The organism is Peteryoungia desertarenae (genome assembly GCF_005860795.2).
GTDB classification, from domain to species: domain Bacteria; phylum Pseudomonadota; class Alphaproteobacteria; order Rhizobiales; family Rhizobiaceae; genus Allorhizobium; species Allorhizobium desertarenae.
Genome location: NZ_CP058350.1, coordinates 3,255,572 through 3,268,959 on the forward strand (window position 1 = coordinate 3,255,572; position 13,388 = coordinate 3,268,959).

Consider the following 13,388-nt stretch of genomic DNA (forward strand, 5'->3'; position numbering starts at 1 on the left):
GCGTCTTGGGCATCCCGCGCGCTTCATGATTCTGCAAAGGGAGCGGGAAACGACCCGGCTCAAACTGGTTATGGGTATGGCGTCGCACGGATTGGTCCTATGGCCGGCAAAGCTGTCGAAACGGTCCGACATCGCAGGAGCACCGGCGGCTCCTGCCAGAGGGGCCCGGACCAGCGGGTTGGCGGAGAGATGGGGGGCCATTGAGGCGGCTTCAAGGCCTTCACGAGAACGTCAACAGGCCACATCCGGGCAGGTTTTCAAAACCTGTCTGTCGCCGCAAAACGGGGCGCGTCGAAAAGGCTTGAACGGACAGCGATCCGTCCGTGCAAATCTCTTCAAGCCATGGGACCGGGTCATCAATCTCCTTCTCCCATGGCTATCTGAAACCCGCTTTGTCACCGATCGGGCAGGTTCGCTCAGTATCGGATGACCGGGCAACCACGCACATTGGCGAAAACCATACGGTCGAAATCACCGTGGCGGAAACCGGAAATGACCACTCTGCGCGGGGTTACATCATGGATGCGTGCGCGACGCAGGCCGGTCCAGCGGGCCTTCTCGATCGCGTCGTGCGGACGGCACTCGCCGCGAGCACGTCTGTCATCGTGACGATCCCAGCGGCGATCGTCATGACGATCACGATGGCGATCACCGTGGCGATCCCAATGACGGGGTCCGTCACGAAATTCGATATGCGGGCCGCCACCGCCGATATAGACGCCCCAACCAAAGCTGTCTGCCGAGGCCGTAGGCGCAACGCCGGTAACGGCCATCAGGGATACCAAAGCTGCAATACCTGCCTTGCGAAGAATACCGGTCATGTCTCTGTCTCCTCTTGGGTTGGGCCCTCGGGCCGCCTCCCGCCTCTTTCAGCGATTGAAAAGACACTAGATCGAAGCGACTGAACGGCATCCGAATCCCGCGTTCAGCCAGAGTTCACCTAGATGAACAGAAAGGCAGCGATTGCTGCCGCCTTTCTGACCGTCGACCGGTTGAAGCAAAAATCAGGGATTGGGCGCATTGACATTGGGGGAATGCCGCTTCTGCCACGCAGGATAAACCTCGTTCAGCACATCGCGCGGCGTGGTCACGAGCCAGCTGTAGCGTTCACGCCGCTCATAGCTGACCTCCTCGTAGTTATAGAGGCGATCGCCGGCACGGTTGGAATAAAGCGGTCGATTCGTGCCCAGCTCGATGAACCGAGGCCAGACGACGGAGCCTGCGTCATCGACCAGAATACGGTCTCGACCGAAGGGAAGCGTCGCATCCTCCCGGCGTACAAGCTTCTTGCCCTCGATGGCCTGGCTTGCCAGATAGGCGACGCCCGAATTGACGGCCTCGACAACGTCGCCGCTCGGCGTCTTGAAGCTCATCAGAAAGCGAAGGATATTGGCGCTTTCCCCGCCACTGAGCGAAGCCAGTTCATAGGAACGACCTCGGGCGCATTCGAGCGAGACCTCGTCATACTGCGCGCACCAGATGGTTTTTTGCCCATCCTGAACAACCTGTGTCTTCAGGACGAGGTCGATGCCTTTTTCCAGCGCTTCGCCTGCTCTTGCGCGAAGGGCTGGATCAAGGAAAGCAAAGTCTCCCTCTTCATCGGTTACGTTGCGAAGAAGTTGCAGCACATTGGCAACGGCATCATCATTGAAGGTGATACGCGCATGGTATCCGCTGCGGATCGGGAAGAATTGCGACCAGCCGCCATTGTCATACTGCCCGTCAAGCAGATAGCGCACACCGGAAGCGATCGCTGCTTGCAAGGCAGGGTCCGGTTGGGCCGCATTGATTTTGCAAGGGTCGACAGCTGGAAGACCGTGGTGCCATTGTCGATCGTCGATTTCTGCCTGATCGCCGGATAGGCCTCCCGGTTCACGACATGCAGAAGATCGCTCGAACTTCCAAGCTTGAACCAACCGCCGTCTTCATTCTGATTGGCGATCAATGCCTCAGCCAGGGCCCTGGCCTCCGGTCCGGCAAACCAGGCGTCCTCTTTCTCATCGACATCCCGCATGCGGAGCTTGCCAGATGGAATGGAATAGAGGCTTCCAGCCGGCAGCAGGAACAGAGCCTCGGCCCGCTGACGCGACGATACCCAGGAATAGCGGGCACCAAGCCCCTCCATCACGAACTCGAAAGGCGCATAGACAAGCCCGTCCTCGACACGCGGCGCGAAGGGGGCCGATTTTTCCGCACCGTTGACCTGGGCCGTCTGCGACCCGATCGTCATCGCCACGCTGCGTTCCCCGAGACCATAGGTGATGGCGTCACCCTGGCGGCTGACAGTGCCGCCAAGTTCTGCCAGAATGTCATCGAGTGGGGCAAGGACATGCTTCTCATCCTCGACGAGCGGCGCTGCGTAAAGCCCATCGATCAGTTCATGATAGGCACCATTCACCTGCATCATCGGCTCGCTCGCCATGACGACGATTTCGACCAGCTTTCCCTCCTGGAAGCTCGGTTCAGCAGCCAGAACGATCCCCGCCCCTGCGAAATGGACAATGCTCGCCAGCAGTGTCAGCCGCAGCCCCTTGGTCCATGCATGATACATCTCATCCTCCCAAATGTTGTATGATAACATGACGCCAAAGTTGTAGTATGAATTTGCCTGATCGCCAGCATGAGTAGCAGCAAAAAATCACCGGATGGGCAAAGATTGGCGATAAAACGATCAAGGCAGCAAGAATAAAGATGATTTTTTGGCAAAAAACACTAAGATTTAAGGGAGGAGCCCGTGACGAAGGTGCATGGTTTCTGGGAACCAGCCAGATCCCGTATGACAGGATTTCAGTTTTCCCTAGATATGTAGGATCACTTCACGGCGATGAGGGTGATCTCTGTGCTCGAAAAGATAAAGCCCCTGCCAGGTCCCCAGCAAAAGCCTGCCTGCCTGATGGGGAATGTTGACCGACACCGGCAGGATCGCCGCCTTGATATGAGCGGGCATGTCGTCCGGCCCCTCGTCGCGATGGGTTATATAGCCCATGCTCGGATCGGTGGTCGGGGGCACCAGGCGTCGAAAAAAGGCCTTGAGATCAACCTGCACATCCGGGTCTGCATTTTCCTGGATCAGCAGCGAGCAGGATGTATGCCGCACAAAAGCAGTCATGAGCCCCTCCTCCACCTGCTGCTGGCGCAGAAAGGCACGGGCCTGATCCGTGAACTCATAAAGCCCCTGTCCTCGTGTCTCAATGGTGATCACACTCATCGCCATGCCTGCCTCCTGCGTTGAAATTGTTGCCACTATGCTAGTCGATCACCGATACTCACTATAGGGTGCGTGACAGACAACTGTTCCCTGAGAGGCAAGAATGACGTTGATGGAAACGCTGGAAGCACAGGAAAAGACCCTCGTCTTTCAGAGCTTTGATGAGACAACAGCCTATGAAATCGGTACTGCTCTGGTGACAGCAGCACGCGCCAGCAAGGCCCCCGTCATCATCAATATCCGCACCCCCGACCGCGTGCTGTTTCACGCAGCACTGCCGGGCTCCGCACCGGATAATGATCACTGGGCGAGACGCAAGAGCAATACGACGCTTCGCTATCACAAGGCGTCGCTGAGGGTCGGGGAAAGCAATCGCCTGAAGAACCGGAGCTTGGGGCCTGACTTTGGGATAGATCCGCTCGATTACGCAGATCACGGCGGAAGCTTCCCGGTGCGCGTTAAAGGCGTAGGCGTTATCGCCGCCATCACCGTCTCCGGCTTGAAGTCGGAAGAGGATCACGCCATGATCGTCGAGGTTCTTGAAAGAACCCTTGCGGGGTGACTGCTATCCTTCAGCGTTCAGCGGCGTCGACATGAGCCAGCTCAGCCGCGTGATGAGGTGATCTTCACGCTCGAACACCAGGACCGCGGGCAATGAGAACGTGCGCCTATCCCCGCCCCTGCCGCTGATCGTACATTCGACGGCAACCCGGAAGCCGGCGCCGTCCACCATCAGAACGGTGTCCTCCAGCCCAAGATCGTGCTTCAGAACAAGGGTCGAAAGCGTGTCACGCAGACTGTCGCGACCAACCACCCGTCGGCCTTCAGGCAGGTCCAGAACCGCCTCATCATCAAAAAAGGAAATCCAATGGTCGGCATCGCGGCGATTGATTGCGGCCAGGATGATTTCGACCTCTTCTGTCAATGTCATCGCAGTCTCCTTTCAGGAGGCACATAAGCAAATGAACAAGCAACGGCAAGGGTAGCAAGAGACAGCGCTCATGGTCCGGTCTTCTCAATCGGTCGCAAATGACGTCCTGCCGCCTTCGTGACTGCCTTGGTCAGCGGCCTCAAAACCGACTGAACCGAGCGGCTGACATGCCAGTAAAGCGGCACATCCAGCGGAGTTTTCGGCAACAGCGCCGCCAGCCTCCCCTGATCGATCAAGGGGCGCACGAGGCCTTCCGGGTTCATGCCCCAGCCAAGCCCGGCCACGGCGGCATCGACAAAGGCCTGCGACGAGGGAAGCCAGTGGCAGGGGCCGACCGAAGCTTCACCCAGGACCAGCGCCGTCCATTGCTGCTGCAGCCTGTCCTTGCGGTTGAAGACAAGTGCCGGCGCCTTTGTCATGCTGGCCACCGTCACCCTGCCCGCCGGAAACCAGCGTTCAACAAAGGCTGGGCTGGCCGTTGCCACATAGCGAAGCGCACCAAGCGGCAGGCAGTCACAGCCCTGAACAGCATGGGGCGAACTGCTGATCGCTGCCCGCACCTCGCCTCGCTTCAGCCAGTCTGCACTGTGATCCTGATCATCAAGCACGAGATCAAAAAGCAAATCCGGCGTCTCTGCCATGGCGTCGATGAACCAGGTTGCCAGACTGTCGGCATTGACGGCGAGCCTTACGGTCACCTGCGTCGCAATCTCCTCGACCAGCCCCAATTCCCGCCGCAAGGCCTGCTCCAGCAGTCCAACCTCCTCGGCATGGCGCAGCACCCGAAGCCCTGTTTCGGTTGCCTCGCAGGGTTGGCTGCGGATCACCAGAACCGCGCCGATACGCTCTTCGAGCAGCCGAATTCTCTGTGAAATAGCCGAGGACGTCACACCAAGCTGTCGGGCCGCCCTGTCAAAGCTGCCGAGCCGAAGAACAGCCGCCAGTGCCGCAAGTTGGGCCGCATCGATCATTAGAGAATCTTATCTCGGAACAGTTTTATTAGCTTTTCTAATTTGCCCTGAGCCACTAGTCAAAGCCGGAAACGGGAGTTGACCATGATCCTTGCCCTGACCGCCGGTTTTTTTCTCGGCCTGAGCCTGATCGTTGCAATAGGCGCACAGAACGCATTCGTTCTGAAACTGGGCCTGCAGAAGCAGCATGTTCTGGCCGTCGTGCTGGTCTGCGCCCTGTCAGACGCAATGCTGATCACGCTGGGCGTGGCCGGCTTTGGCACCATCATGGAGCGTATGGACTGGCTGGTACCGGCGATGCGCTACGGCGGGGCCGCATTCTTGACCTTCTATGCCTTTCGCAGCCTGCTTTCAGCCTATCGGGGCGGCAATGCCCTGAACGCTGCCTTCGGCTCCGTCATCAGCCAGCGTGAAGCGATATTGACCGCGCTCGCGCTCACATGGCTCAATCCCCATGTTTATCTGGACACGGTCATCCTGCTTGGCTCCATCTCGCTGCGCTACAGCGAACACAGCTTCGCCTTCGGCCTTGGCGCGGTGACGGCTTCGTTCACCTTCTTCTTCTCGCTTGGTTTCGGCGCAAGACTGCTTGCACCGCTCTTTGCCCGCCCGATCGCCTGGCGCATTCTGGATGTCGGCATTGCTCTGGTCATGCTGACGATTGCCGCAAGCCTGCTGCGGTGATCAGCACGAGCACCATGCTCAGTATGCTCAGTTCATCGGGAAACCGCGCTCCTGCCATTGAGAGGGCGGAATAGCGTCACCGATCGTCAGCGCAAAGCCCAGAACCCGCATGGCATCATCATCGACGGTGCAGCGAAAGGCGACATTGTACCACTGGCCGTTCGCCTTGAACGCCGCATCACGCACATCAAGCTGATTACCGCTCTCCAGCCGGTAGGCCGGCAAAAGCTCCAGCACATACCGGGTCGGCGCGTTCCTGAGCTGCTCGCGCAGCTCCGTTGTGCAAAGCTCACTGCCCCTGAGTGACCTCGGCATGTCACCCATTGCGGTAACCGCTGCGGGATTGTCGCTGATCGTGGTGGAAAACAGCTCTCTCGCCTCTGTCAGTTCTAAGGGAGGAACAGTCTCCTGCGGCTCAGGCGTCTTGTTTTCCGCTTCCGCTGCCGGCTGGTCCGCTTCGGCGGGCTCCGGCAGCATCTCCGGCAGCAAAACAACCTCTCCGTCATCGAGCGCCGCTATGTCCTGCGGAGGCGTAACGGGCTCAGCCAAGGGTTCCTCAGTCGGCGCAGGCTCTTCTTCCGTCTGAGCCAGTTCGGGCGCATTGCCGTCCGGTGAAACCTCGGGACCGCTTTCCTCCTCGCCGAACTGAAAAACGGGCCTCAGCACCGGAAAGGGCACGCCATCCTCAGCACCCGCCGCCCCATTCTGCTCGGCCTCTGCAACCTCAACCTCTTCTTCCGGAAGCGGCACCTCCGGCTGAGCCTCTTCCACCGCCGGCTCTTCGGGGGGAGAAACCTCCAGCGCCTCTTCCTCAGGAGCCGCTTCTTCCTCTGGCGGAGCCTCCTCGGCTACCGGTTCCTCCTCAGGCAAGGTGTCTTCCGGTGCGGGCGGAGGCGGCACCAGCGTTACCTCCACCACATCTTCTTCCTGTTGCTGATCCATTTCGGGCACCGAAAGCGTCACAAGCAGCGCAAGAGCCACAACGCCATGCAGCGCCAGCGAGATCGCAATGCTCCCGCCGAGCTTCTTCCAGCCTGTCTTGAATCTTGCGCGCATGAAGTTGAGTGCTGTGCCGATGATCAATGCCGGATGTGGACACAAATCATGGCCGGATCAAGGGTGAAGACGATACCAAGGCCATCTGAGGGTAAAAGAAAAACCCGGCAGGAGTGTTCCCGCCGGGTCCTGATTGTCTTCGATACCTGACAGCCTCAGCTATCCAGGAAGCTCCGCAGCTTCCTCGACCGGCTCGGATGTTTCAGCTTTCTGAGCGCCTTCGCCTCGATCTGACGGATACGTTCGCGGGTGACCGAGAACTGCTGGCCGACTTCTTCGAGCGTGTGGTCGGTGTTCATGCCGATGCCGAAGCGCATGCGCAGGACGCGCTCTTCACGCGGCGTGAGCGAGGCGAGAACGCGAGTGGTGGTCTCGCGCAGGTTCGCCTGGATGGCGGCATCGATCGGCAGAAGCGCGTTCTTGTCCTCGATGAAATCGCCGAGATGCGAATCCTCTTCGTCACCCACGGGGGTTTCAAGCGAGATCGGTTCCTTGGCAATCTTCAGGACCTTGCGCACCTTTTCGAGCGGCATGGCCAGCTTTTCGGCCAGTTCTTCCGGCGTCGGCTCGCGGCCGATCTCGTGCAGCATCTGGCGCGATGTGCGGACGATCTTGTTGATCGTCTCGATCATGTGAACCGGAATACGGATCGTGCGGGCCTGGTCGGCGATCGAGCGGGTGATCGCCTGACGGATCCACCAGGTCGCATAGGTCGAGAACTTGTAGCCACGGCGGTACTCGAACTTGTCGACCGCCTTCATCAGGCCGATATTGCCTTCCTGAATGAGATCGAGGAACTGCAACCCGCGGTTCGTGTACTTCTTGGCGATGGAAATGACGAGACGCAGGTTTGCCTCGACCATTTCCTTCTTGGCGATACGCGCTTCGCGCTCGCCCTTCTGCACCATATGCACGATGCGGCGGAACTCCGTGACCGAAATGCCGGTCTCGGTTGCCAGGTTCTGGATCTCCTGGCGGATATCGCGGATGGTCTGGTTTTCCTCGCGGGCAAAATCCTTCCAGCCACGGGCCGACAGATTGGCGATCGACTTCATCCAGTTCGGATCAAGCTCGGCACCCGAATACTGCTCAAGGAAGCTGTCGCGCTTGACGCCATAGCTTTCGGCCAGACGCAGCAACCGGCCTTCGTTTTGCACGAGGCGCTTGTTGATGTCGTAGAGCTGCTCGACCAGGCTGTCGATACGGTTCTGGTTGAGCGACAGCGACTTGACCGCCGTCACCAGCTGATCCTTCAGCTCCTTGTAGCGGCGCTCCTGACCGGAGGACAGCGTGCCGGCACAGGCAAGACGGGCCTCGACCTGCTGGTCCTGCAGCTTGCGCAGCTTCTTGTAGGTGTCGGCGATGAGATCGAGCGTCTCCATGACCTGCGGACGAAGCTCCGCTTCCATGGCTGCCAGAGAGAGATTGCTCTCGTCCTCGTCTTCTTCTTCCTCTTCCTGCGGCATGCCTTCGCCACCGATGGCGGTGATGTCGTCATCATCGCCGGCAGCAGCCTGAGGACGGCGCTTGGCGCGCTCCTTTTCCTTCTCTTCGGCAGCCTTACGGTCTGCCTCGATCTTTTCAGGAGACTGGAACTGCGGCGCCGCCTTGGCTTCCGGACCGGAATAGGTGGTTTCGAGATCGATGATCTCGCGCAGCAGCGTCGTGCCTTCGTTCAATTCGTCGCGCCAGATGATCAGCGCCTGGAAGGTCAGAGGGCTCTCGCAGAGGCCGGAGATCATCGTCTCGCGGCCAGCCTCGATGCGCTTGGCAATCGCGATTTCGCCCTCACGCGACAAAAGCTCCACGGAGCCCATTTCGCGCAGATACATGCGCACCGGGTCATCGGTGCGATCCGTCGGCTCTTTCTTCTTCGCGGTTGCAAGTGCCGTGCCCGATGTCGTCGCCAGTTCGCCGCCTTCGGCGTCACCATCCTCGTCGCCGTCAGCCTCTTCGGATGCCGTCGCATCTTCGGCATCTTCATCCTCGATGACGTTGATGCCCATGTCCGAAAGCATCGACATGGTGTCTTCGATCTGCTCGGAGGTCACTTCCTCCGACGGCAGCACCGAATTCAGTTCATCCATGGTGACATAGCCGCGCTTCTTGGCGGCCTTGATCATCTTTTTGACCGCGTCATCCGAAAGGTCGAGAAGCGGACCGTCCGGCGCGCCGTCGCGTTCGCTGTCGGCTTCTTCGTTTTCTTTGACTTTGGATGCCATTTATCTCGCTGCTTTCCCTGACATATCAACATTCCGCACACCGCTGGAAGGCGGATGGAACACTGGCTCCACCCGCGCGGAGAACTTCACTGACCTAACGGAATGGTGCTTAATTCCTGATTAACCAAGGGCATGGCGGCCGCTGCATCGCATAGTCGTCTATTTGCGTGACCGGTCATCATACCAGAGATCTGCCCGAACCCACTTCACCCTTGTGTGTCAGCCTTCGTGATTCCCACAATTTTTCCTCACGTCAAGCATTTCCAACACGAATGCTCAGGAAAAACGACAAATGAGAGGTTTGCGGGTAGTTATCCAGTGGTCAGGCAGGATGTAGGTTGCTGTTGCAGCAAAACAAGGGGCAATTGAAGAACAGGCGGCAATTGCCGACAGATGCTGCTCGTGTCATCGCCCACTGTCGCGACTTCATCGCGAGTGCCTTGATGGATGCTTACAGTGGCCGCTTCTCTTCTTTAAGGAACCAAAGTCGCATCATCCCCTTGCCCTTGACGGCTAGCTCTCCACGAAACTCGAATACGAAGCGGTCCTCAAGTTTGGCTTTAAGACATTCCGTCACCTGGATATGCCCGGCAAGACCGTGCGATTCCAGATGGGCTGCGGTGTTTACCGGGTCACCCCAAACATCATAGAGCAGCTTGTTGGGTCCGATCACGCCGGCGACCACGGGGCCGGAATCAAGACCAATTCGCACCTCGACTTGTTCGCCGATTTCACGCGACAAGTCTTCACAACATTTGAGGATATCGAGCGCCATCCGTGCGACATCGGCTGCGTGATCGGGCCGAGGCTCTGGCAAACCGCCTGCAACCATGTAGGCATCACCGACCGTCTTGATCTTCTCCAAGCCGTGCGAGGTCGCAATCGCATCAAAGCGGGCAAAGACCTGACTCAAGAAGGCGACAACCTCCTGTGGTTTCCAGCTGGCCGCTCGGGGCGTGAAGTTGACGATATCCGCAAACAGGATCGTTGCGGCGTCGACGTGATCGGCAACGATCTGAACGCGTTCATGCTTGAGCCGCAAAGCCACCGCACGCGGGAGGATATTCTGCAGCAGCTTTTCCGAGAAACGGTATTCTTTCTCGAATGCCAGTTCCGCCTGAGTGGCTTCCTTGAACGCGAAAAGCACCGTGGTGAAAATCAGCACAAAGCTAAAGGGTACCGTCAGCAGGAAAAGGATCTGCAGAAACTCCGGATCGACCGACACAAACCAGATCGGCGAGATGACGAGCATCTCGATAAGAAGGAACGCGACCAGGGCGACCATGGTCACGGCGGCGGATACGACCAGCCGCTCGGGTCCGAAGACCAACATGGAAGCAGAAGCGGCAGGCAGGAAGAAGAAATGCAGACCGGAATCGCGTCCGAAGAACAGACAGGAACAAATCCCGAAGACGAGCCATATCGAGCAAAGATAAGTGGCAGCGGCAAACCTGCCAAGCCGGTGGAGAAACGGCGTCAGCGCATAAAACGCAACCTGGGGACTGAAGAGCACGGCAGCCAGCCAGAGGTTTTCCCAATCGTAGCCGATGTAAAGCCCGATATAGGGAAGGGTCATGACGCTGACCATCAATGAAATCACATTGGTGACGGCAAGACGGCGGCGAACTCGGTGCGGATAGCCCTTGGTTCCAATGCGCGCTACCCACCAGACAAACCGCGGCAAACGCCAGTTGGCCCCGGGCTTGCGTGCGGGCAGGTCAAGATAATCCAGGTCCTGGAATGGCATTGTCAGTCCACTAAGCCCGGCAAAGAAGCATGAGGCACACCCGTCGTAAGAACCGTCAAAGCACCTCCCACCCACGCCTGCGGAAACAACACATTCAAAAAACAATAGGCGAAACCAGAAAAGGTCTCGCTGCATCTAACATTTGCGCAACGAATGCAACCTGAAAACGAATCGAAATACAACGAAGTGTGATAAAATGGCCGCCGTCAGCACTGTTGGTCGCCGCTGGCCCCTCAGATCATGCTTGGATCTGCCGCTTGAGCAGATAGCAGCGCCATTCGCTCAGTTGAGAGTTTCAACCCCAGTCCATCACCACCTTGCCCGACTGGCCCGACCGCATCGCCTCGAAACCGGACTTATAGTCATCAATCGAGATCCGGTGCGTGATCACAGGCGACAGATCAAGCCCGCCCTGGACGAAAGCGATCATCTTGTACCAGGTCTCGAAAATCTCGCGACCATAGATGCCCTTGAGGGTCAGCATCTTGAAGATGACCTTGTTCCAATCAATGCCGAAGCCTTCTGGCGCAATGCCCAGAATGGCAATCTTGCCACCATTGTTCATGGTCTCGATCATCGACCGGAAGGCCGGCGGCGCGCCGGACATTTCAAGGCCAACATCAAAGCCTTCCTTCATCCCGATTTGAGCCATCATATCCGGCAGCTTCTCCCGCGACACATCCACCACATGGTCGATGCCGCATTGGCGGGCAAGCTCCAGGCGGGTCGGGTTGATATCCGTGATTACCACTTTACGGGCGCCGGATCGCTTTGCGACCATGGCCCCAATGATGCCGATCGGCCCGGCGCCGGTCACCAGGACATCCTCCCCCACGAGATCAAACGAGAGTGCCGTGTGAACGGCATTGCCGAAGGGATCGAAAATCGCGGCAATCTCATCGGGAACATCGTCCGGGATAGGGACAACATTGGCTTCGGGAATGCAGAGATATTCTGCAAACGAGCCGGGCCGATTGACGCCCACACCAAGTGTGTTGCGGCACAAATGGCCACGCCCGGCGCGGCAGTTGCGGCAGGTGCCGCAAACGATATGCCCCTCGCCCGACACCCGCTCGCCAATCTTGAACTTGCTGACGGCGCTGCCGACCTCGGCAATCTCGCCGCAAAATTCATGGCCGACAACCATTGGCACGGGGATAGTCTTCTGCGCCCACTCATCCCAGTTCCAGATATGCACATCGGTTCCACAGATGGCCGACTTGCGGACCCGGATGAGAACATCCCTTGGGCCGGGCTCGGGCACAGGGACATGCTCCATCCAAAGGCCGGTCTCGGCCCTGGACTTCACCAGCGCCTTCATCATATTCGACATGCACTGTGCTCCATAAGTATCTGGTTTAGTTTGGGATCAGATGACGCCAAGGTCGCAACCGACATCGGCGAAGGCGGCAATCGCCCGTTCAACATCTGTAGTGCTGTGCGCCGCCGACATCTGGGTCCGGATACGCGCCTGCCCCTTCGGCACAACCGGAAAGGCAAAGCCAACGACATAAACGCCCTTTTCGAGCATCCGTCTCGCCATCTCCTGGGCCAGCACTGCATCTCCCAGCATGACGGGAATGATCGGATGTCCCTCGCCGGCAAGCGTGAAGCCGAGCTTGGTCATTTCGCGCCGGAAAAGATCGGCATTTGCATACAGCCGCTGCCGAAGCGCATCCCCGTTTTCGATCAGGTCGAACACCTTGAGCGAGGCGGCAGCAATGACCGGGGCGAGCGTATTGGAAAACAGATAGGGCCGTGAGCGCTGGCGAAGCCAATCGACAACTTCACCCCGCGCCGAAGTATAGCCGCCGGAGGCACCACCAAGCGCCTTGCCGAGAGTACCGGTAATCATGTCGACACGACCCTCGACACCGCAATGCTCCGCAGACCCGCGCCCGTTTCGCCCGACAAAACCGACGGCATGGCTGTCATCAACCATCACCATCGCACCATATTTGTCCGCGAGATCACAGACACCGCCGAGATTGGCAATAATCCCGTCCATCGAGAAGACGCCGTCGGTCGCAATCAACTTGTAACGACTGCCTTCGGCCTTCTTGAGCTCCTCTTCCAGAGCCCTCATGTCGTTGTTCGCATAGCGAAAGCGTTTTGCCTTGGAGAGCCGCACGCCATCAATGATCGATGCGTGATTAAGCGCGTCCGATATGATGGCATCCTCTTCGCCGAGCAATGTCTCGAAGAGACCGCCATTGGCATCGAAGCAGGACGAATAGAGAATGGTATCTTCCATGCCGAGGAAGGCGGAAATGCGCGCTTCAAGCTGCTTGTGCTCCTCCTGGGTGCCGCAGATGAAGCGAACCGAGGCCATACCATACCCATATCGCTCCAGTGCCCGCTTGCCGGCTTCTGTAAGCTCTTCATTGTCCGCCAGACCAAGATAGTTATTGGCGCAGAAGTTCAGCACCCGATCACCGGACGCCACCTCGATCTCACCTGCCTGTTTGGAGGTAATCACCCGCTCGGCCTTGTAGAGACCTGCGGCCTTCAGGCCATCGAGTTCACCGCGCAGATAATCGAAAAAGGCCTCACGCACCACGTCACTCCT

General features: G+C 58.5%; 12 protein-coding genes and 1 pseudogene. 2 read left to right on the plus strand and 11 right to left on the minus strand.

Annotated features, from left to right (window positions below):
* Positions 1 to 416 precede the first annotated feature (416 nt).
* From FE840_RS15865 to FE840_RS15880, 4 genes and pseudogenes are all read right to left on the minus strand, one after another.
* Complete coding sequence (locus tag FE840_RS15865; RefSeq protein ID WP_138286463.1) at positions 417 to 821, minus strand: hypothetical protein; 405 nt, start codon at positions 819 to 821, stop codon at positions 417 to 419.
* Between the two features lie 183 nt (positions 822 to 1,004).
* On the minus strand, positions 1,005 to 1,739 hold the full coding sequence (gene pelA / locus FE840_RS15870; RefSeq protein WP_246318792.1) for a pectate lyase: 735 nt from the start codon (positions 1,737 to 1,739) through the stop codon (positions 1,005 to 1,007).
* Positions 1,740 to 2,140: 401 nt separating this feature from the next.
* Positions 2,141 to 2,581: pseudogene (locus FE840_RS21115) on the minus strand (stalk domain-containing protein); the annotation flags it as partial.
* Between the two features lie 216 nt (positions 2,582 to 2,797).
* Entirely contained in the window at positions 2,798 to 3,214 is a 417-nt protein-coding gene (locus tag FE840_RS15880; protein WP_138286468.1) for a secondary thiamine-phosphate synthase enzyme YjbQ, read from the minus strand.
* A gap of 97 nt (positions 3,215 to 3,311) precedes the next feature.
* Here FE840_RS15880 and FE840_RS15885 point away from each other — a divergent pair, with 97 nt between their 5' ends.
* Complete coding sequence (locus FE840_RS15885) at positions 3,312 to 3,770, plus strand: heme-degrading domain-containing protein (RefSeq protein ID WP_138286469.1); 459 nt, start codon at positions 3,312 to 3,314, stop codon at positions 3,768 to 3,770.
* A 3-nt stretch (positions 3,771 to 3,773) separates the two neighbouring features.
* Here the strand turns inward: FE840_RS15885 and FE840_RS15890 are convergent, their stop codons facing one another.
* Positions 3,774 to 4,139 (minus strand): nuclear transport factor 2 family protein, encoded by a 366-nt coding sequence (locus tag FE840_RS15890; RefSeq protein ID WP_138286471.1) that lies wholly within the window; start codon positions 4,137 to 4,139, stop codon positions 3,774 to 3,776.
* A 68-nt stretch (positions 4,140 to 4,207) separates the two neighbouring features.
* Positions 4,208 to 5,110 carry a LysR family transcriptional regulator ArgP gene (locus FE840_RS15895; protein WP_138286472.1) on the minus strand — a complete coding sequence of 301 codons (903 nt, stop codon included), beginning with the start codon at positions 5,108 to 5,110 and terminating at the stop codon, positions 4,208 to 4,210.
* An 84-nt stretch (positions 5,111 to 5,194) separates the two neighbouring features.
* Between FE840_RS15895 and FE840_RS15900 the strand changes: the two genes are divergently transcribed.
* Positions 5,195 to 5,794: a LysE/ArgO family amino acid transporter gene (locus FE840_RS15900; RefSeq protein WP_171033673.1), complete on the plus strand. Its 600-nt coding sequence runs from the start codon at positions 5,195 to 5,197 to the stop codon at positions 5,792 to 5,794.
* Positions 5,795 to 5,821: 27 nt separating this feature from the next.
* On the opposite strand, the gene FE840_RS15905 is transcribed toward FE840_RS15900, so the two are convergent.
* From FE840_RS15905 to FE840_RS15925, 5 genes are all read right to left on the minus strand, one after another.
* Positions 5,822 to 6,850: a DUF930 domain-containing protein gene (locus tag FE840_RS15905; protein ID WP_138286474.1), complete on the minus strand. Its 1,029-nt coding sequence runs from the start codon at positions 6,848 to 6,850 to the stop codon at positions 5,822 to 5,824.
* A 155-nt stretch (positions 6,851 to 7,005) separates the two neighbouring features.
* Entirely contained in the window at positions 7,006 to 9,072 is a 2,067-nt protein-coding gene (gene rpoD / locus FE840_RS15910) for an RNA polymerase sigma factor RpoD (RefSeq protein WP_138286476.1), read from the minus strand.
* 451 nt (positions 9,073 to 9,523) lie between these two features.
* Positions 9,524 to 10,819 (minus strand): adenylate/guanylate cyclase domain-containing protein, encoded by a 1,296-nt coding sequence (locus FE840_RS15915; RefSeq protein ID WP_138286477.1) that lies wholly within the window; start codon positions 10,817 to 10,819, stop codon positions 9,524 to 9,526.
* 295 nt (positions 10,820 to 11,114) lie between these two features.
* Positions 11,115 to 12,152: an L-threonine 3-dehydrogenase gene (tdh, locus tag FE840_RS15920; protein WP_138286478.1), complete on the minus strand. Its 1,038-nt coding sequence runs from the start codon at positions 12,150 to 12,152 to the stop codon at positions 11,115 to 11,117.
* A 36-nt stretch (positions 12,153 to 12,188) separates the two neighbouring features.
* Positions 12,189 to 13,376 carry a glycine C-acetyltransferase gene (locus FE840_RS15925; protein WP_138286480.1) on the minus strand — a complete coding sequence of 396 codons (1,188 nt, stop codon included), beginning with the start codon at positions 13,374 to 13,376 and terminating at the stop codon, positions 12,189 to 12,191.
* Positions 13,377 to 13,388 lie beyond the last annotated feature (12 nt).